The organism is Actinokineospora globicatena (genome assembly GCF_024171945.1).
Lineage (GTDB): Bacteria > Actinomycetota > Actinomycetes > Mycobacteriales > Pseudonocardiaceae > Actinokineospora > Actinokineospora globicatena.
This window is the reverse complement of record NZ_JAMTCR010000002.1, coordinates 44,413-64,501: the sequence shown is the minus strand read 5'-3', so window position 1 is coordinate 64,501 and position 20,089 is coordinate 44,413. Positions and strand designations below refer to the sequence as shown.

14 protein-coding genes are annotated in these 20,089 nt (G+C 71.4%); 7 read left to right on the top strand and 7 right to left on the bottom strand.

The features are described 5' to 3' along the window. Positions 1 to 28 precede the first annotated feature (28 nt). Positions 29 to 439: a hypothetical protein gene (locus tag LV79_RS00265; protein ID WP_253831162.1), complete on the top strand. Its 411-nt coding sequence runs from the start codon at positions 29 to 31 to the stop codon at positions 437 to 439. Here the strand turns inward: LV79_RS00265 and LV79_RS00260 are convergent. After that, positions 436 to 1,398, bottom strand: coding sequence for a neutral zinc metallopeptidase (locus tag LV79_RS00260; RefSeq protein WP_253831161.1), 963 nt, complete (start codon positions 1,396 to 1,398; stop codon positions 436 to 438). The two genes, LV79_RS00265 and LV79_RS00260, sit on opposite strands and share 4 nt — an antisense overlap. A gap of 624 nt (positions 1,399 to 2,022) precedes the next feature. Here LV79_RS00260 and LV79_RS00255 point away from each other — a divergent pair. From LV79_RS00255 to nudC, 5 genes are all read left to right on the top strand, one after another. After that, positions 2,023 to 3,507 (top strand): DUF2207 family protein, encoded by a 1,485-nt coding sequence (locus LV79_RS00255; RefSeq protein ID WP_253831160.1) that lies wholly within the window; start codon positions 2,023 to 2,025, stop codon positions 3,505 to 3,507. Between the two features lie 118 nt (positions 3,508 to 3,625). Beyond that, positions 3,626 to 5,104: an LPXTG cell wall anchor domain-containing protein gene (locus tag LV79_RS00250; RefSeq protein ID WP_253831159.1), complete on the top strand. Its 1,479-nt coding sequence runs from the start codon at positions 3,626 to 3,628 to the stop codon at positions 5,102 to 5,104. 77 nt (positions 5,105 to 5,181) lie between these two features. Further along, entirely contained in the window at positions 5,182 to 6,465 is a 1,284-nt protein-coding gene (locus LV79_RS00245; RefSeq protein WP_253831158.1) for a M16 family metallopeptidase, read from the top strand. 126 nt (positions 6,466 to 6,591) lie between these two features. Continuing rightward, a complete protein-coding gene (locus tag LV79_RS00240; protein ID WP_253831157.1) occupies positions 6,592 to 7,947 on the top strand; it encodes a M16 family metallopeptidase in 1,356 nt (451 codons plus the stop codon). A 95-nt stretch (positions 7,948 to 8,042) separates the two neighbouring features. Then, positions 8,043 to 9,014: an NAD(+) diphosphatase gene (gene nudC, locus LV79_RS00235; RefSeq protein WP_253831156.1), complete on the top strand. Its 972-nt coding sequence runs from the start codon at positions 8,043 to 8,045 to the stop codon at positions 9,012 to 9,014. Between the two features lie 37 nt (positions 9,015 to 9,051). On the opposite strand, the gene LV79_RS00230 is transcribed toward nudC, so the two are convergent. Both LV79_RS00230 and LV79_RS00225 read right to left on the bottom strand, forming a co-directional pair. Further along, entirely contained in the window at positions 9,052 to 10,410 is a 1,359-nt protein-coding gene (locus LV79_RS00230) for a GntT/GntP/DsdX family permease (protein ID WP_253831155.1), read from the bottom strand. After that, complete coding sequence (locus tag LV79_RS00225) at positions 10,407 to 10,898, bottom strand: gluconokinase (RefSeq protein WP_253835624.1); 492 nt, start codon at positions 10,896 to 10,898, stop codon at positions 10,407 to 10,409. Before LV79_RS00225 ends, LV79_RS00230 begins: the two co-directional genes overlap by 4 nt. Before the next feature lie 98 nt (positions 10,899 to 10,996). Here LV79_RS00225 and LV79_RS00220 point away from each other — a divergent pair, with 98 nt between their 5' ends. Then, on the top strand, positions 10,997 to 11,674 hold the full coding sequence (locus LV79_RS00220; RefSeq protein WP_253831154.1) for a FadR/GntR family transcriptional regulator: 678 nt from the start codon (positions 10,997 to 10,999) through the stop codon (positions 11,672 to 11,674). Here LV79_RS00220 and LV79_RS00215 read toward each other — a convergent pair. The 4 genes from LV79_RS00215 to LV79_RS00200 form a co-directional block, all read right to left on the bottom strand. Continuing rightward, positions 11,664 to 12,773: a DUF2399 domain-containing protein gene (locus LV79_RS00215; RefSeq protein ID WP_253831153.1), complete on the bottom strand. Its 1,110-nt coding sequence runs from the start codon at positions 12,771 to 12,773 to the stop codon at positions 11,664 to 11,666. The genes LV79_RS00220 and LV79_RS00215 overlap by 11 nt on opposite strands. A gap of 259 nt (positions 12,774 to 13,032) precedes the next feature. Next, a complete protein-coding gene (locus tag LV79_RS00210) occupies positions 13,033 to 17,283 on the bottom strand; it encodes a TIGR02680 family protein (RefSeq protein ID WP_253831152.1) in 4,251 nt (1,416 codons plus the stop codon). After that, positions 17,280 to 18,518, bottom strand: a complete 1,239-nt coding sequence (locus LV79_RS00205) for a TIGR02678 family protein (protein WP_253831151.1) — start codon at positions 18,516 to 18,518, stop codon at positions 17,280 to 17,282. The genes LV79_RS00210 and LV79_RS00205 overlap by 4 nt, the downstream gene beginning before the upstream one ends. Continuing rightward, positions 18,508 to 20,073, bottom strand: coding sequence for a DUF2397 domain-containing protein (locus tag LV79_RS00200; protein WP_253831150.1), 1,566 nt, complete (start codon positions 20,071 to 20,073; stop codon positions 18,508 to 18,510). Before LV79_RS00200 ends, LV79_RS00205 begins: the two co-directional genes overlap by 11 nt. Between the last annotated feature and the right edge of the window lie 16 nt (positions 20,074 to 20,089).

Genomic DNA, 20,089 nt, shown 5'->3' with positions numbered 1-20,089 from the left:
TCCTTGCGCGGTCTGCGACGATCCGGGGATGCGAGTCCCGTTCGCCCTACCGGCGTCCGCCCTGAAGCTGGCGGCCGTCGCGGCGTTCAGCGTCGTCCTGGCGCTGGGTCTTGCGTTCGCGGGCGCTTTGGGGCACTGGTCGAGCGGTCCTGACACCGTTACCACCGTGAGTGCGACCGTGCTCGCTGGGGTCCCGTGCCACGGTAGTGGCTCCGAGCGGGTCTCTTACCTCGTCGACGGCGGGAAGCAGGAGGCGTTTCTCGACGCTTGTGGGCACGAGTCGGGTGAGTCGGTAGAGGTAACTGTTGGCGATGACGTGGTCCACCTCGCCAGGGCCACGACGGGGGCGACAGTGGACGCCCGCCCCTTCGCCGTGGTCCTCCTCGTGTTCGCTGGGATAGCCGGAGCCGGGTTCACCCAACTCCGGCGACGGGTCTAAGAGACGTCGCCCGGGGCCGCGAGCCAGGTGTTGCAGGGCATGGTCCGGTTGTTGGTGAATCCGTGTTCCTGCCAGGAGCCGTAGTGCTGGGGGCTGCCGTGGTCGGGGGTGTCACCTTCGCGCCAGTCGCCGCGGGTGTAGCCGTCGGCGAGCATGTCCCGGATGACGGTGTCGGTGACCGAACCGCCGCCGTGCTGTCCACCGGCGAACCACATCCCGCCGAAGCACTGCGCCTGCAGCTCGGCCCGCCGGGACAGTTCGAGCCCCTTCGCGGTCTGGTCGCCCGCCGCGTAGCGCTCGTCCCAGTAGGCGCTCCAGACGCCCGACAGGGACTGGATGTGGTGGCCGAACTCGTGCGCGAACAAGGCCAGGTACGCGCCGCTCTTATTGCCGACCACGTCGGTCTGCAACCCCTCGTAAGGCATGTAGATAGTGCTGTCTTGCCCGCAGTAGAACGCGGACCAGGTGGACTTGGCCGCTCCACACGGGCTGCTCCACGACTTGCCGGTGGGGAACTGCAGCTTCGGGGTGAAGTACGGCAGGCCCGCGCGTTGCATCACCGGCGCCCATGCCTTGTCGAAGCACGGTAGCGCTGCCGTGAAGTAGGCCTGGGCGGACTGGGGGTCGCTGCGCCACGCGGGGAGGTTGCACGTCACCACGCTCACGCCGTTGGTGGCGCTGAACAACGGGTTGTCGCCTAGAGCCAGGACCGGCTTAGGACCCGACTGCGTGGTCGTGGTCGGCTGCGATGAGCGGCTGGTGGTGGTTCTAGTGCTCGTCGTGGTGGCGCGGGTGGTTGTGGTCGTAGTCGTTGATGTTGTCGTGGTGCGCGACGCGGCTGTGGTGGGGGCGGAGTAGCCGACATCGTCGGAACGGTTGCGCTTACCGGCCAGCTGTACGAAACCGACGAACGCGGCCCCCGCGAGCAACACACTGATCAGGCAGAGGGAGACAACCATGCCGGTGTTGGACTTTGGTGGCGCCGGTGGGTAGCCGTAAGTCCCTTGTGGATAGAACGGCTGTTGCGGGTACTGCTGTGCTGGGTACTGCTGCTGGGGGTATTGCTGTGCCGGGTACTGGTGCTGCGGAGCAGGGTGCTGCGGAGCTGGGTATTGCTGAGTGCGGGGGTAGCCCTGAGGTGCCTGGTAGCCCGGTAATGCCATCGGCGGCGGTGCCACCGGCATCGGTGGCGGGTACGGGCCGTGCGGACGCCACGGACCCATAGGCGGATGGCTCATCGTTCCCCCGTGTCGGCTTGCGTTGACCAATTCGGCCAGACCGGCGGTGAGCATAGGGGCGCTCGGCTATCGTTCGCTGCCGTGTTGAGGAAATGGGGGGTCACCGTTGCGGCGGTGACGGCGTTGTTCACCGTGTGTGTGGTTACAGGGGCCGCGGAGGCTGAGCAGCCGACGTTCCCGTCACTGCCGACGGCACCGCCCACGATGCCGAGCATTCCGTTCCCGATCCCCAAACCAGGGCCAACGGGGACGGTAAAGCCGCCGGTCATCGATCCGATCCCGCCCACGGGAGGCCCGAGCAGGCCTCCTGGCACCGCTCAGCCCATCTTGCCCCGCAGCGTCAACGTGCAGCTGAAGGTCGAACGCGACGGCAGCCTTACCGTCCGCGAGCAGGTCATCGTGCAGGCGAAGCAGCAGATGGTCCGCACCGCACCGCTGCGCATCGGCGACCGCGTGTTCACCGTCCGTGATGCCAAGGTCAAGGGCGACGGCACCGTGAACGCGACGGCCGACACGTTCACGATCCGGCTCGGTGGGGGCGCGTCGACGGTCACCTACACCGTCGACGGCGCGATCGCCGACGTGGACGACCACCAGGAGTTCCGGTGGCAGCCGGTGAGCGGGTGGGACACCACCCTGGCGTCGGTGCGGGTCTCGCTGCTCACCCCGCGGCCCGGCCGTGACTTCGTCTGCCTCGCCGGACGACCCGGGACCGAGGACATCTGCGACTCCGCCCTGACCGACGGCGGCGGCGTCCTGCGCGTCAACCAGTCCACTCTGGACACCGGCGCGCGGGTCGACCTGTCCGCCAAGCTGCCCGCCGGTCTTGTCCCCGCCAACGCCCGCTTCGAGAAGGCCGGTTCGACGGCGTTCGCGGTGACTCCGCTTAGTGGCACTGGGTTGGGTCTTGCCGTGCTCTTACTCCTAGGTGGGTTCGTCTTCCTCTGGCGTGCTCGTGAGCGCGACGCCAAGGCTCTCGCCACCGATGTTGGCCCGGTCGAGCTTGTTGCCACCGACGGCGGCAAGGTCACCTTCGCCTCTCCCGACGGGGTGCTACCGGCGCAAGCTGGCGTTGTCCTCACCGAGCGCGCCGACCACGGTGAACTCGCCGCGACCGTCGTGGACCTCGCCGTCCGGAACTACCTGTGGGTCACAGAGTCCGGGGGCGACTGGCAGATCGTCCGACGCAACGCCGCCGACGACGCTCTTACCGACTACGAGCGCGTCGTCTACCGCACGTTGCTGCCAGAGGGCACGGACTCGGTCACTCTCTCGACCCTGCGTACGTCTCCGCTCGACGTCTCCGCTGCCCGGACCGCGATCCACGCCGATGCCGTCGCTCGAGGCTGGTTCACCCGTATCCCCGGTCGGCTCGGTTGGCTGGGGCTGGCCGGAGCCGCCGTGCTGGCCGTCGGTGTCGTTGGGACGGTAGTGCTGGCGTTGGCCGGTGGTCCTGCCTTGCTCGGGGTCGCGGTAGGACTAGCTGGGCTCGGCCTGCTCATCGGTGCTCGGTTCGTGCCGCTCCGCACCAAGCGCGGGTCGGCGTTGGCGCAGCAGCTGCGAGGGGTCGCGGCGTTCGTCGCGGGCGTCGGACCCGAGACGGTGACCGCCGAGCGCGAGGTGGTCTTCTCCCGGTCGCTGCCCTTCGCGGTGGCCCTCGGCGAGGCCGAGCGCTGGCTCGCCGGGTTCGGCCCGATCGACCCGGCCGGGGTCGCCTGGTACGCCTCCCAAGACCCTGATCTAGGCGCTGACCAGCGGGAATTCGCCACCCGGCTGACCCCGTTCCTGGCCGCCCTCGGGCAGGCGTGCGGCGCGGGCGAAAAACACTGACTGTTGCCGTTCGGTCACGTCTCTGACCTGGCAAGACACACTTTCGGGGGTAATTAGCGGATCAACCATCACGCGGTGTACGTTTCGCCCACTTCACCGCGCGTTCTGGGAGGTCCGTTTGCTCACGTTCGTGAAGCGCGCTGCTGTGGCGATCGCGACCGGGTTGACCCTGGTCGTCGGTTCCGCCGTGCCCGCGCTGGCCCAGGACGACCCGGACCTGTCCTTCCCGGACTACCCGATGGACGAGGTGGTCAGCCCCACCCCGGCCACCGTCGCCAGCATCTGCAAGAAGGGCGTGCGCTCGGTCGAGGTCGCCGTCCACGACAGCGGGCCGTTCACCGTCCGCCTGGTCGGCTCCGACCTCCCGGCCAAGACCACGAAGGCCACCGACGACCCGAAGGTGACCTTCCGCCCGGTCCCGCCCGGTGAGTACACAGTGGAGATCGACGGCGCGGGTGAGGCGTCCGACGGTCTGCCGGTCGTGGTCAAGCCGTGCACCGAGGACACCCCGTCCGACGACCCGCTCGAGGTCTCGGTCCAGTGCCGCGGCGGCTGGGGCATCGTGACCGCGAAGGTCACCAACCCGTCCACCGACGAGGTGCGCGAGTACGCGATCGACATCGACCTGCCCTACACCCACTCCGGCGAGATCGCCCCGGGTGTCGCGTACACGGTCGTCGACAACGCCTACGACGACCGCGACAAGTACCAGATCAAGCTGCACGGGCCGGGCTTCGACCCGCCCATCATCAAGACCTTCAGCGTCAACTGCCGTTCGGGCAACGCGCCCGGCCTCGGCACCTACGCGCAGTGCGACGGCAAGGACAACATCAACAGCCTGCCGAACCTGTGGGTCGAGATCGACAACCCCAACCGGATCTCGGTGGACTACACCGTCACCGCGCACGAGGCGAGCAAGACCGTCACCGTTCCCGCTGTCGGGCACGGTAGCGCCAACCTCGGTCCGATCGAAGCGGGCGACTTCAAGGTCGTCGTCAAGGGCTCGGACGGCACTGAGACGGTCACCGGCGTCTCCGTGGACTTCTGCGAGGACGTCAAGGTCGACACCGACGGCCTCCAGATCTCCTCGCGGTGCGTCGACGAGGCGTCGGTCGTGACCTTCCGCTACTACGCGGTCGGCCCGTACCCGGCCGAGCGGAAGTTCACCGTCGACGGCAAGCCCGGCTTCGAGGAGACCGTGCGCTTCGACGGCGACGGCGTCTACCAGTGGACCCGGCACGTCGGTGTCTTCGCCGACGGCAGCTACACCGCGCACCTGACCGGCTCCGGCTTGCGGACCACCGAGACCTTCAAGGTCGACTGCGAGCGCGACGAGACGCCGACGACCACGCAACCGTCCACCCCGGACACCACCAGCCCGGCGACGCCGACCAGCACGACCGGCGCCACGCCGACCGGCGGTGCCACCACCACCTCCCCGGCGCCCCAGGGCGGGACCGCCCCCAACGCCGACGGCGGCTCGGGCGACCTGCCCGTCACCGGTGTCGCGGTGGGCGCGATGGTGCTGCTCGGCCTGGCCGCGCTCGGTGGCGGCGCGTTCCTGCTGATCGCCCAGCGGCGCAAGCGCTCCGCCTGATCCACAGGCAGCTGATTCATCCACAGGCGGACCCCGCACGGTGTCCGCCTGTGGCGCACCTCCCGTAGGCTCGCCGCGTGACCGTTTCCCAGCCGCACCGCTACACGCTCGCCAACGGCCTGCGGGTTGTCCTCGCCCCCGACGCCACCGCGCCGGTCGTCGGGGTCAGCGTGCACTACGACGTGGGCTTCCGGTCCGAGCCGGAAGGCCGGACGGGGTTCGCCCACCTGTTCGAGCACCTGATGTTCCAGGGCAGCGAGAGCCTGGAGAAGCTGGCGCACTTCCGGCACGTGCAGTCCTCGGGCGGCACCTTCAACGGGTCCACCCACCCGGACTACACCGACTACTTCGAGGTGCTGCCCTCCGCGGCGCTGGAACGCGCGCTGTTCCTGGAGGCGGACCGGATGCGCGCGCCCAAGCTCACCGAGGAGAACCTGCGCAACCAGATCGACGTGGTGAAGGAGGAGATCCGGCTCAACGTGCTCAACCGCCCCTACGGCGGTTTCCCGTGGATCCTGCTCCCCCCGGTGCTGTTCGAGACCTTTCCCAACGCGCACAACGGCTACGGCGGGTTCGAGGACCTGGAGCAGGCGACGGTCGCCGACTGCGCCGCGTTCTTCGACACCTACTACGCGCCTGCCAACGCGGTGCTGACCGTCGCCGGTGACTTCACCGTCGAGGGCGCCAAGGAGCTCATCGAGCGCCACTTCGGCGACGTCCCGGCCCGCCCCCGGCCGCAGCGGCCCTCCTTCGCCGAGCCGCCGCCCGCCGCCGAGCTGCGCGCCGACCACCCGGACCCGCTCGCCCCGCTGCCCGCCGTCGCCATCGGCTACCGCATCCCGGACCCGATCGACGAGCTCGACGCCTACCTGGCGTACCTGGTGCTCGCGGGCGTGCTCACCGACGGCGACGGGTCCCGGCTGCAGCAGCGCCTGGTCTACGGCGACCAGCTGGTCACCGAGGTCAGCGCGGGCTGCGGCATGTTCGGCCCGTTCGAGGCGCGCGACCCGGACACCTTCACCATCACCGCGATGTACTCCCCGGACGCCGACCTGGCCCCCGTCCTCGCCGCCATCGACGAGGAGCTCGAGCGGCTGGCCAGCACCCCGCCCGACGCCGAGGAACTCGCCAAGATCACCGCCCGCTGGGCCGCGAGCCTGCACAAGGAGCACGACCGCATCGTCAGCCGCACGCTGGCACTCGGTGCCTTCGAACTGCTCTACGGCAACCCCTCGCTGGTCTACGAGCTCCCCGACCGGATCAGCGCCGTCACCCCGGACGCCGTCTCCGCCGCCGCCAAGGCGCTGCGCCCCGACTCCCGGGCCATCCTCACCATCACCCCGTCCGGCGGTGCCGAGTGACCCCACGCCCCACCGCCGCGAGTGCTTCCCGCACCAGCGGTGCGAAGCGATGACGCGCTCGACCCGCACCGCTGCGCGGTGCCCACTGATCGCGTACACCCCCGTCGTTCCCGTAGGAGGACAGCAGTGAGCCGCACCGCAGAGGAGATCGGGCGCACCGAGATCGGGCCCCGGCCGCTCCCACCGCTGGGCGAGCAGCGGGCGGCCACCAACCTGTCGGTCGTGGACACCGTGCTGGACAACGGGTTGCGGGTCATCGCGGTGCACCAGCCGACGGTGCCGATGGTCGAGGTGCGGCTGCGGATCCCGTTCGCGGGCGCCGAGGCCGGGCACGCGGCGACCGCCGAGGTGCTGGCCGCCGCCATCCTCACCGGCACCGAGTCGCGCGACCGGGTCGCCGTGGACACCGAGCTGGCGCTGGTCGGCGGCGAGCTGTCCGCCGCGGTCGACCCCGAGCTGCTCTCCCTCGGCGGCAACGCGCTGGCCAGCGGGTTCGACACGCTGCTGGCCGTGCTCGCCGACGCGCTCACCGGCGCCACCTACGCCGACGACGAGGTGGCGGGGGAGAAGGCGCGGCTGATCGAGCGGATCACCGTGGCCAGGTCCAAGCCCAACGTGATCGCCCGCCAGGCCCTGCAGCGGCACCGCTACGGCGACCACCCGTTCACCCGCGAGCTGCCCGAGGCGGCCGACGTCGCCAAGGTCGAGCCCGCCGACGTGCGCGCGTTGCACCAGGCTGCCGTGCTGCCGCGCGGTTCGGTGCTGGTCCTGGTCGGTGACGTGGAGCCCGAGCGCGCCATCGCCGGTGCCGCCGCGGCACTGGGTGGCTGGCAGTCGGAGGCCTCGGCGTCGGTGCTGCCCGCGCTGCCCCCGGTCACCCCCGGCGACCTGCTGGTCATCGACCGGCCCGGTGCCGTGCAGTCGCAGATCCGGCTCTCCGCGCAGTCGATCTCCCGGACCGACCCGCGCTACCCGGCGCTGCAGCTGGCGAACCTGGCCTTCGGCGGGTTCTTCTCGTCGCGGCTGGTGGAGAACATCCGCGAGGACAAGGGCTACACCTACCACGCTCGCTCGTACCCGGAGTTCACCCCGGACGGCGCCACGCTGCTCATCGACACCGATACCGCGAGCGACGTCACCGCCGCCGCGCTGCTGGAGATCCGCTACGAGCTGGGCCGGTTCGCGCTGGTGGCGCTCGAGGAGGCCGAGGTGGACATCGTCCGCCAGTACGCCATCGGCTCCCTGCTCACCAGCACCTCGTCGCAGGGCGGCCTCGCCTCGCAGATCGCGGCGCTCGCCGTGCTCGGGCTCGGCGTCGAGTGGCTGGTCGGCCACCCCGACCGGCTCAAGGCCGTCACCGCCGCCGACGTCACCGAGGCCGCGCGGGAGTTCTTCGCCCCCACCCGCTTCACCGGCGTCATCGTCGGCGACGTCAGCAAGCTCGCCCCGCTCGACCGCATCGGCGGCGTCCGCTTCCCGTGACCCGCGACCCCGCGCTGTCCACACAGGACAGCGCGGGGACCGGGCGCCCGGGTGCGTAGGGTTGGCGCTGACGTGTTCGGCCAAGGGGGTTCCGCGTGACTGTCGGCGATTCGTTCCAGCTAGCCGGTTTGCCCACCTTGTCCCGGGCCACCGCCGCCCGCGACGAGACGGCCCGCAAGGACCCGCAGCGCCTGGACCGGCTGTGGAAGTCGGGGCAGGTGCTGCTCGTCGACAAGCACGGCCGCACCCCGGTCCGCGACGGCGCCACCGCGCTGGCCCCCCGCCAGGCCCTGGAGATCGCCGACGACCACCCCGCCGAGGCCATGCTGCTCGGCGAACAGGACGACGTCGCCTACTGGGTGCTGCCCTCGACCGAGGAGCTGCGCCCGGTCGCCGCACCCCCCGGCGCGTGGAGCCTGTGGGCGGGCGCGGAATCCGCCACCGGCGAGCAGTGGCACGACCTGCGCGGCATCGGCTCCCTGCTCGACGACACCGCCGCGGGACTGTTCACCACCGCCGTCGGTCTGCTCAACTGGCACGCCCGCGCCAAGTTCTGCGCGTCCTGCGGCTCCCCGGTCACCCCGATCGCCGCCGGGTGGGCCAGCAAGTGCACCGGCTGCGGCCGCGAGGAGTACCCCCGCACCGACCCGGCCGTCATCTGCCTGGTCCACGACGGTGCGGACCAGGTCCTGCTCGCCCGCCAACCCATCTGGCCCGCCCACCGCTACTCCGTGCTCGCGGGCTTCGTGGAAACCGGCGAGTCCCTGGAGGCCTGCGTCGAGCGCGAGATCGCCGAGGAGGTCGGCATCCAGGTCGCCGACATCCGCTACCTGGGCAGCCAACCCTGGCCCTTCCCCCGCTCCATCATGATCGGCTTCGCCGCCACCGCCGACCCCACCGCCCCCCTGGTCCCGGCCGACGGCGAGATCGAGCACGCGCACTGGGTCTCCCGGGCCCAGGTCACCGAGGCCCTGTCCAACGGCGGCCAACTCCCGGACCTGATCCTCCCCGGTGAGACCTCCATCGCCCGCCAGATGATCGCGGGCTGGGCACGCCTGACTGCATGATGGCGTGGACCTGCCTCGGGAGACGGCACTTGAGGGTCTAGAGCAGCCAGCTGAGCGGCAGGATGATCAGGATGCCGACGACGGAGATCAGGGTCTCCATCACCGACCAGGTCTTGATCGTCTGACCGACGCTGAGCCCGAAGTACTCCTTCACCAGCCAGAACCCGGCGTCGTTGACGTGGGAGAAGAACAGCGAGCCCGCGCCGATGGCCAGGGCGAGCAGGGCGGCGTGCGTGGGTTCCATCCCGACGGCCAGCGGGGCGATGATGCCCGCGGCCGAGATGGTGGCCACCGTGGCGGAGCCGGTCGCCAGGCGGATGGCCACCGCGATCAGCCAGCCGAGCAGCAGCGGCGAGAAGTTCGCGTCCTTGGCCAGACCGGTGATCACGTCGCCGACGCCCGCGTCCACCAGCGTCTGCTTGAACCCGCCACCGGCGCCCACGATCAGCAGGATGCCTGCGATCGGCGGCAGCGATTCGCCGATCGAGGCCGCGAGCTTGTCGCGCCCGAACCCGTGCCCGAGGGTCACCATCCCGACCAGGACCGCCAGCAGCAGCGCCACCAGCGGGGCGCCGAGGAAGTCCAGCACGTGCCGGACGGTGTTCTCCTTGGCCAGCAAGATGTCCGCGAGCGCCTTGCCCAGCATCAGCACGACGGGAAGCAGCACCGTGGCGAGTGTGGCGGCGAAGCTCGGACGGGTCGCCGGGCGCTCCACCTCTTCCTCCACCACCGGCGCCTCGACCGGCACCCACCGCGCCGCGAACTTGGCGAACACCGGTCCCGCGATGATCACCGTCGGGATCGCCACCAGCACGCCGAGCCCGAGCGTCAGCCCCAGGTCGGCCTTGAGCGCGTCCACCGCCACCAGCGGACCGGGGTGCGGCGGCACGAGCCCGTGCAGCACCGACAAGCCCGCCAGCGCCGGGATCCCCAGCAGCATCAACGGTTTCCCGCTGCGCCGCGCGGCGAGCAGCACCACCGGGATCAGCATGACCAGGCCGATCTCGAAGAACATCGGCAGCCCGATCAGCGCCGCCACCAGCGCCATCGCCCACGGCAGCTTCCGCCCCGACGCGCGGCCCAGGATCGTGTCGACGATCTGGTCGGCGCCACCGGAGTCGGCGAGCAGCTTGCCCAGCATGGCGCCGAGCGCGATCAGCACGCCCACACCGGCCACAGTGGACCCGACGCCCTTGGTGAAGCTCTCGATCAGCGTGCCGACCGGCATCCCGGCGACCAGCCCGAGCGCGCCGGAGCCGAGCACCAGGGCCAGGAACGGGTGGAACTTGAGCTTGGTGATCAGCACGACGATCAGCGCGATGCCCAGCACGGTCGCGCCGACGAGCCGGGTGTCGTGGCCGGTCCAGGCCGCCGCCGTGATCAGGGGTTCGGTCATGGCTGTGCTCCTTCGAACTCGGCCAGCCCGCGCGCGGCGGCCGCGGCGAGGTGGTCGGGGGGATCGGTGATGTCGAGTTCGAGGCCGGGTTCGCCCCCGGCCAGCGGTTCCAGGTCGGCCAGCTGGGAGTCCAGGAGCGACACCGGCATGAAGTGCCCGCTGCGGCCGCGCATCCGTTCCGCCAGCAGTTCCCGCGAACCGTTGAGGTGGACGAAGAACACGCGTTCGTCCCTACTGAGCAGGTCACGGTAAGAGCGCTTGAGCGCGGAGCAGGTGACGACCCCGCCGCCGTCGTGGGCGCGTTCGCGGATCCAGTCCGCGATGGCGTCCAGCCACGGCCAGCGGTCCTCGTCGGTGAGCGGGGTCCCGGCGCTCATCTTGGCGATGTTGGCCGCGGGGTGGAACTCGTCCGCCTCGGCCAGCGGGACCCCGAGCTGTTCAGCCAGCAGCGAGGCGACGGTTGTCTTGCCCGACCCCGCCACGCCCATCACGACCACGACGCTGTGCACCGACTCAGTGAAGCTCAAAGGTAGTACTTATTCAAGAGTTCGACACGTATTGGTCATATGAGTGAGACACTGGCGGGGTGACCTCAGGACTGCCCGGACGCCTGCTCGACGACATCGGCCCCGCCATCGTGAGTGGGGAGTACCCCGCTGGCGCGGTGTTGCGCACCGAGGAGCTGGAGCGCGCGTTCCAGGTGTCGCGCACGGTCGTCCGCGAGGCGCTGCGCGTCCTGGAGGCGATGCGGCTGGTCAGCAGCAAGCGCCGGGTCGGCATCACGGTGCTGCCGCGGACCGACTGGAACCTCTACGACCCCCGCGTCATCCGCTGGCGGCTCGACGGCTCGGACCGGGCGGACCAGCTGCGCTCGCTGACCGAGCTGCGGTCGGCGACCGAACCGGTGGCCGCCGCGCTCGCCGCCGTCCGCGCGACCCCGGAGCAGGCCGGTCAGCTGACCGAGCTCGCCGTCCAGCTCCGGTCGACCACGCACGACCTCGAAGCGTTCCTCGGCCACGACATCGCCTTCCACCGCGTGCTGCTGGCCGCCTCGGGCAACGACATGTTCTGCCAGCTCGGCGACGTGGTCGACGCGGTGCTGACCGGCCGCACGCACCACCACCTGATGCCGGAGACGCCCAAGCCTGAGGCCGTGCGGCTGCACGTCGCGGTGGCCGAGGCGGTCGCGGCGGGCGACCCGGTCCGCGCCGAGGCGTCGATGCGGGCCATCGTCACCGAGGTGCTCGACGACCTCAGAAGGTGAGCAGGTCCGCGACCAGGGACTCCGCCACGGCGTCCTCGGGGACGGCCCACCCGGCGCGCATCGCCTCGGGGAGCTCGGGGTCCCAGGGGGCGACGAGCTGGTCGGGGGTCAGGGCCTGGAGGTCGCGGCCGGGGGTGAGGGCGGCGCGGTAGTCGGCGGCCGACATCCGCCACGGGGTGCCGTTGCTGATGGCCAGGGCCTGCTGGGTGATCAGCAGCCCGTGCGCGTCGAAGTCGCCGTGCACGCGGGCGCCGCCCAGGCGGGACAGCAGGGTCCTGGCGACCGGGTTGAGGTGGCCGGACAGGCAGATCACCGGGAACCGGACCCCGGCGGCGATCGAGTTGTCCACAACCACCGGACTTGTGCACACCGCCGCGTCGACCCCTGCCTCGATGGCGTCCCGGATGGTCAGATGGGTGGGCAAGCCCAACTCCGTCCGCCCATCACACCCGGGGAAAGCCCATGTCAGCACCGTTGTCGACACCGCGTCCAGCAGCACGCCGCTGCGCTCCCACAACCGCCGCTCGTCCGAAGTGGACCGGGGCAGCGGCACCCCATGAGCCACTGCCGCCGCCCGCAGCACCAGCCCGGCCAGTCGTGTTCCGCGAACCAGGCCCAGATCGGACAGCACCGACCACGCCGCGGGTGCTGACGCGTCCAGATGCAGCCGCGCGATGGCCGCTGCCGCCCTCGGCGCGATCCCGGCCAGGTCGGTCGGCGAGATCTTCGCGTACCGCCGGGCCTGATCCACCCACGACGACACCCACCCGCCCCTGACCCCAGCCGCCGCCACAGCCGCTCCGAGGATGTCGTCCGCCTCCGCCGGAGCCACCACACCACCCGCGGACTCACCGAAGAGAGAGGAGAGCACCTCGTCCAACCCACAACTGAACAGCGCGCGAACCCGCGCATCGAGATCGGCGACCACGACGGTCATCCCGACCCCGGCGGTCACCTCGCGCCCCAACAACCCCGCCACCGCGCTCGCGGCGGCAGCGTCCGGGGCCTTGAACCCCAGCTTCACCTGACCCCGGGCCACAGCGGTCCGAGCCTGCCGCCACAACACGGCGAACTCCGGCCGCAGGTACTCCTCGTTCACGACGATCCCACTCCCCGCACCAACCAACCAGCCCCACGGCGGCCACCCGCCCCGGCACAGTTGATCACGGCCCGGCCCCCGAACCCGGACCGAGCACCGACCAGCCCAACGTTGGCCACATGCTCGCCCAGGATCGGCGCGCCCGACCAGCGCGGTGCGGTCAGCCGGAGAGGCGTGCCCGGTCGCTGTGGTGCGCCCGGCTGGTGTCGTGTGGCTGGCCTGGGTCGTGCGGTCGGTTGGTGTCGTGTGGTCGGCGGGGTCACGGGTCGTCGCGGTCCAGGGAGGTGCCGTCCCAGGTGGTGTGGGTGCAGGCGACGCCGTGGCCGGATTTGGGGCGTAGGACGTCGTAGATGTGCATGCGGGGGATGCGGTCGGACACGCCCCAGCCGCTCGGCCAGGTGATGACCCAGTCCATGTCCAGGTCGACCAGGAGCTCCAGCATGCGGGCGATGGTGGGGTCGTCGAGGCGTTCGAAGGCCTCGTCGAGCAGCACCAGGCGCAGTGGGGCCATGGTGCTGGCCAGGCCCGCTGAGATCGCGCCGTAGAACGCTGCCGCGGCGGCGAACAGGGTGACGTAGGAGATCAGGCGGGTCTCGCCGGAGGACAGCTGGCGCAGGCGCCGGGAGCGGGGCTTGCCGTCCGGGCCGGTGTCGCGGACGCGGACGGTGAACGCGAACCACGAGCGGTAGTCCAGCGCCCGGGCCAGGATCTCGGTGTAGCCGCCGGTGGCGCTGTCGCGTTCGGACTCGATGCGCTCGGTGAACACCTGCTGCAGCCGCGCGTCCTGCTCCTCGGTGCGCTGCGCGAACGGCACCCGCAGCAGCCGCAGCGCCTCCAGGGTGGACTCGTCGAGCCACGCGGCCGGTTGCCAGTCGAGCCGCACGTGCACGCCCTGGCTGGACCGCGCGGTGTCGAGCACCTCGTTCATCCGCCTGGTCAGGTCCTCGGCGACCGCGATCTGCGCCGAGAGCCGCTCGGCCAGCTCGCGCACCAGGTGCAGCGCGAAGATGCCCTGGTACTGCTCGGTCAGGAACCCGCGCCGCTCCGAGAGCCGGGTCGCCACCCGGCGGGCCGCCACGGCGACCGGGGCCGGGCCCTCCTCCGCCGACACCACGACGGTGAGGATCCCGGCGTGCCGCTCGGGCAGCACGTTGTGCGTCCCGGCCAGCGACGACTGCAGGTTCTGCAGCTTGCCCAGCACGTTCTCCTCGCTGGGCAGCCGCTTGGACTCGGCGACGGCCGTCGCGAGCAGGTCCCAGGCGTCCGCGTCGTCGGCGGGGCGGTCGTCGTCGACCGCCGCGGGCCACACGCCGGGCGCCGCCAGGGCCTCGGCAAACGCTTGCGCCGCAGCTCCAGCCGCTGACCGCTTGCCGTCGATCTCCGCGCCCCGGGTGTCGAGCAACGTCTGCGTCTTCACGACCTGGTTGGACAGCTCACCGGCGCCCCGGCGAGCCTCGGGCAGCTCCGCGCGCGCCTCGCGGCGGGACCGCTCCAGCTCGCCCAGCTGCCGCGCGACCTCCTCGGCCGCGCTGCCGACCGCCGCCGTCAGCTCCGCCAACGCGGCCGCCTCGCGGTGGAACGCGACGCACTTGTCGTCGGCCACGCGCTCGGCCGTCTCCCGGTCGTCGACCGCCGCGTTGTGGTCGTGCAGCGCCTCGACCAGGTCGCGCACCGTCCCGACGCACCGCTTGGCCAGCGCGTCCCGCAGGCTCTCCGCCGACCCCCTGGCCTGCGTCGCCGCCCGGTGCGCCTGCTGCAGCGCCTCGGTGTCGGCGGTCAACCCCGCCGCGCCCGCGTCCTGCGACAACCCGGTCTCCATCGCGCTGACCCGGCCCTCGGCGGCCACGTGCTCGGCCCGCCGCCGCTCCGCCTTGGTCGCCGCGTCCGCCGCCTGCCGCGCCGCCTGCTCGGCGGTCACCCGGGCCCCGATCAGCTCCCGGTCGTCGGGGAACCCGTCCAGGTGCCGGTCCCACACCTCCACCGTCCGCGACCGGTCCCGCAGCTCCGACTCCGCCGCCGACAACTCCGTGTGCAGGACCTCCAGCGACTCCGCCAGCTCAGCGATCGCCCGCTGCCGCGCCGCTTCCCGCGCCCCAGCACCGACGAACTCCGCGTCCGGCTTGCTGCCCGCCCCGCGCAGCACCCCAGCCCGCCAACGCCCATCCGGCCACACCGCGAGGCCCTCGTACTCCTCGCCGTAAGACACCGACGCCAGCAACCCCGCCACAACCTCAGCGGGCACCGCCCCATCCGGCTCGACCGCAGGCACCAACACAGCCCCCAACGGCGACGGGGCGGCCCCGGCCACCGTCGCCAAGATCCCCGCCACCACCCCAGCAGGCACCGATCCGCTGGCCGCCTTCGAAGCAGCGCCAGTGCTCAGTGCCGGGTCGTCCGTGGCGGGGTCGCCCACGCCGCCGTCGGGGCGGACCCAGGCTGTCAGGAGGCCGCAGCCTTGGAGGGCGGCTTCGAGGCCTGCGCGGTCGGTCGGGGTGAGGCCGGTGAAGTCCACCAGGCGGTAGAACGGCGCTCCGGAGCCCTGGTCCACCAACCCGGGCGGTGCGGCGTCGACGCCCTTGCGGAGTTCGATCAACCGGGCCTCGGCTGATTTCACCCGGCCGACGAGGTCGTCGACCGACTGGCGGGCCGCCACGACCCGCTGCCGCAGGCCGGTCAGGTGCGGGGCGGCCCACTGGCGCGCGGCGTCCCTGGCCTGCCTGGTCGACTCCGGCCCGGTCAGCACGGCCTCGCTGGCCGGTGGGCGCGGCGGTCGGGCGGCGTGGTCGTCGGCGAACGGGCCCGCGGTGGTCCACGCGGTGGCCTTCTCGCGCCACACCTCGGCCGCGCCGGTGAACCGCTGGCGGGCCTCGTTGCGCCACCCGGCCGACTCGGTCGCCTCGATCTGCGCGTCGCGGGCCTTGGCCTGCAGCTTGTCCAGTTCCTGGCGGTCGGCGTCGAGCGACATCGCCCGGTCGTGCAGCGACATGGCCAGTGCGGCCCGGTGAGCGACGACGCTGGTCAGCTCCCCGGCCCGGCCAGCAGCCTCGGACAGCACGGCGGACAGCTCGTCCGGCGCGACCGGTGGCGGCGTGCGGCGCTGGATGGTCAGCGGCTCGGCCTCCGGGTCCGGCTTGGCCCGCACCCGGTCGGTCTCGGTCCCCGGCACCGGTTCCGGCGCGGCGGGCACGGAGGGGCACAGCGCGGGGTCGAGCCCAGCGGCGGCCACAGCGTCCGAAGTGGACAGGGCGAGTTCCGCGGCGTCCTCGATGTCACCGCCGAGCCTGCGCAGCACAGTTAGCACTGTCTCCACAGCGCGGTCGGCGTGGTTGCGTTGCACCCCAGCGTTATCCAGCGCCGCACTGGCTGCCTCGCGCGTTCGCTCTACCAGCTTCTCGCGGTCTTGCAGGTCGCGGAGTCCTTGGTAGGCGGGCAACGACTTCAGCGAGTCGATGCTGTTCTCAAGTTCGAGATCGCGCTCCTCTAGGACGCGAACCCGTTCCTCAGCCTCAGCGTGGCGCTCCTCGTCGGTCACCAGTCGCTGCTCTAGCTTCCGGATCTCGGCGTGCGCGCTATCCAACGTCTTAGACGCAGCCTGCGATCTACTGCCAGCCGCGTGCAGTGCGCTAAGTGCGTAACCGGAGTAGGTGGCCAGGAACGCGCTCATAGCCGTGTCGGCGGCTCCTAGCCTGCCGATGTTCTCCCGGATCGACTCCAGGTCTTCGAACGAGGTCGCCAACTGCTCGACAACACCAGCGTCCAACGGCGGCAGCGCATCGGTGAGGATCTGCTCGAGCTGACCGTCCTGCACCTTCAACCCGATGTCCGGGTTCCGCAGGGTCCGCTGGAGGTGCAGGAGATCCCCGTAGCGGCCACCGGGCACGCCGTAGACCGTCTCGGCGACCTTGGCGCGGAACGCGGCCTCGTCGTAGACCCTGTCCGCGCCTAGAACCTCCCGCAGCGCCGCGGGCCCCAACGGCACGCGGTCAGCGGAAGCGAGCTGGAAGTGCGTCCCCACCCGCGACGGGGTCACGAACCGCCACGAGTCGCTGATCTGCTGCGAGGTCGCAGACGCCTTCACGCCGATACCGCACGTCAGGTACTCGTCGGCGCCCTTGGCCGTGGTGCGGTGCAGCTCGATCCACGCGTACCCGATCCGGTTGGGCCCACCGTCGTAGTCGTCGAGCATCAGACGCCGGATCGACACCGTGCCCGCGCCCTTGGACCCGAGGTACCGCAGGTCCCCGTCCAGGCACAGCGGCAGCAGCAACTCCAGCGTGCGCGACTTGCCGGACCCGTTGGTGCCCTGGAAGATCGCGCGCCCACCGGAGAAGTCGAAGGTCTGCTCCCGGTACTGCCAGATGTTGACGATCCCGCCCCGGTGCAGGCGCCACCGCCCCACCTCCGGCGCCTGCTCGGTGCCGCCGAACTCGTCGGTCGTCAGCCCCTCGGCGGACACCTCGTCGGTGGCCACCCCGGCCGCGGCCTGCTCGACCTGGTCGTGCTCGGTCACCGAACCCCCTCCTCGTCGAACAGCGACCACCCCGGCTCCGGCGGTAGCTCGGACACGGCCACCGGGCGCCCCGGCGAGTCGTCCGGCTGCGGCAACCACCGGTGCGCCGCCGGGCTGATCAGCCACCCGTCGCCGTCCGGCACCGCCAACGTCAAGCGCACCAACAGGTCTGTGACGTCGTCGGCCAGCGCCGTGACGTCGTCAGTCGCCTGCCGCGACCACGCGGCCGGGTAGTCTGCGACCAGGTTGCCGCACACCTCCAGCAGCCGCTCGCGGCTTACCGGCACCCGCCCGTCCGGCCGGTACGGGGGCTCGTCGTCCCCGTCGCCCAGGTCGCTCTGGTCGACCAGCTCGGGCAGCGCAAGCAGGGTCACCCTGGCCACGGTCCCGGTCGACGGGAACACCACGTCGGTCAGGTATTCCTCGGGGTCGGTCACCGCCACCCCCTCGGCGCGGATCTCGGTGACCAGCCCGAAGCAGCGCTCCAGCACCACCGACTCCCGCCGCTGGTTGCGCAGCAGCCACTCGGCCTGCTCCGGCGGCAGGTCCGCGTGCAGCGTCACCGGGTTCTCCACCAGCCGCCGCCGCACCGCGTGCTCGACGCCGAGCCGACCGGGCGCCGACGCCAGGTCGACCAGCTCGTCCGCGCTGGTCGCCTCCGCCAGCGGACCCGCGAGCAGTTGGCCGAGCAGGTCGGTGTGGATGGTGATCAGCGCTTCCGGTGGGGTCTCGGAGATCAGGCCCGCCACCGTGCCGTCGGTCTCGGTGATCACGCCGAGCGAGATCAGGTGCCGCAGCGCGGCCGTCAACGCCCGTCGGTCTCCTACGTCGTCGACGACGTCGATACCGGCTTCAGAGGCCGCGCCACGAACGTCCGCCACCAGACGAGACAGCAGTACCTGCCGCCCGACGCCGGTCAGCGCTGCCATGGTCAGGCAGACGTATGCGTAGCCGCGCGGAGTCAGGCTTGACTCGCCGCGCGTGTGGTCCTCGCCTGGGCCGCACTTGTAGAGACGTGCGAACCGGCGCTCCACGACAAGGCGGTAGCCGAGCAGGCTCGCGAACATCTCCTGGAGAGAGATCCGGTACCGGTAGACCAAAGGAAGTAGATCGCCGTCAGGGCCGCCAGGCCGCAAGAGCGGGTGTCGCAACAAGACCTTCGCGCATCGAGCGACGTTCGACGCGTCGATGTCGGACAGGTCGCCGAGGACGTCAGGACGTGACTTAACGGCCACCGCGACCCCTCGTTTCCACCCGGGAGATCCCCACCACTGTGTCGCGCAAGGTCAAGGTGCCCGACTTGCTTCGAATCCGCGTCACTTGGCCTACCTGCGGAGTTAGCGTCAACGCCAGCCCCCGCACCTGATCGGTCGCGGAGCCTGGATCGGAAGCCCCCTCGCGCTGCGCCATCGCCAGCGTCAGCAACTCGCAGAACGCCCGCAACGCCGCACCGGACAACGTCGTGTTGTCGAGGTCCGTCGCGGCTGCCGCCAGTTCCGCTGCCGCCGCTTCCCGCAGCTCGTCGGCCTCCCGCGCCTGGGCGAGCAGCCCCTGCTCGGTGATCGGGTCGTCCATGATCCGCGACGTCCGCCCGCGCGCGCCCCGGTCGCCGCGGCCGCGCACGCTGACCGACACGTCGATCGCCGGGCCGTCGCGCCACGGGGTGTGCTCGTCGTCGCCGTCGTGCTCGGGGGCGGGCAGCAGGTTGCGCGCCGAGTGCAGACCGAACGCGGCTGCGTAGAGGGCGTGCGCACGCTTGGGTGTCGCGTCGTTCAACCACCCCGCGAGCCGCACGAGCTCCGCGCGCCTGCTCGGCAGCAACCCGCCGCCAGTGGTCGCCCGCCGCACTGTCGCCAGCAGCGCGCCGATAGCCCTAGTCGTCGCCTCGCGCAGGGCCGTGACCTGCGATGGGTTACCCGGCCGGTCGACGAACCAGTCAGTCAGCTCCTGCCAGTCAGCCTCACCGCGGCCTCTTGTGCGCTCCACCGCCGCGCCCAGTTGGTCAGCAGGCCGCAGCAACCGCAGCAGCTCACTACGAGACCGGGCCAGCGCGGATAGAGCTGTCGCGATCGCGGGGGTGTGTCGCAGTACGTCTTCGACCACCACCTGGATGTACTCGACCAGCAGGTTGCGGAAACCCGCGATCTCCTCCGGTGCCAAGTGGTGCCGGGTCAGGATCTGGCCGAGGTAGGCATAGAAGTCGCGGACCGTGGCCGCCAACTCCACGTGCTGGAGGAACAGGGTCGTGACCCGCTCGGCCAGCTGCTCACGGGCGCGCCGCGCGGGCAGTGAACCCGGGTCGCGCTGACCGCGCGCCACGGCGATGGCCAACGCCTCGCCCAGCTCCCCGAGACCGCGCTCGATGGCGGGCAGCAGCTCGCGGGACACCTCGCGGGCGCCCTCGGGGACCCGCAGCAGCTCGTCGACGTCGCGCTGGACCCGGACGGCCAGCTTCGACACCTGGTAGCGCATGGAGCCCTGCTGGAACTCCGCGATGCTCGCCGCGATCGTCTCCCGGCGGCCGTGCACCAGGTTGCCCCACTCGACCAGCTGCCGCAGCCGCGGGATCACCACGTCGATGTGCGACTCGCCGATGTCGATGCGCCCGTCGCGCTCGGCACCGGCCAGCGCGCTCGACACCTCGCCCGCGGACAGGTCGGCCAGCAGCGTCGAGGTGAACAGCCGCATGATCGCGAGGTAGGTGTGGTGGTGCTCACGGGGTTGCAGGTAGGCGTAGAGCTGAAGCCTGCTGGCGGCCTCCAGGCCTGCCTCCCCCTGCTCGTCATCCACGGCGGGCCACGATAGC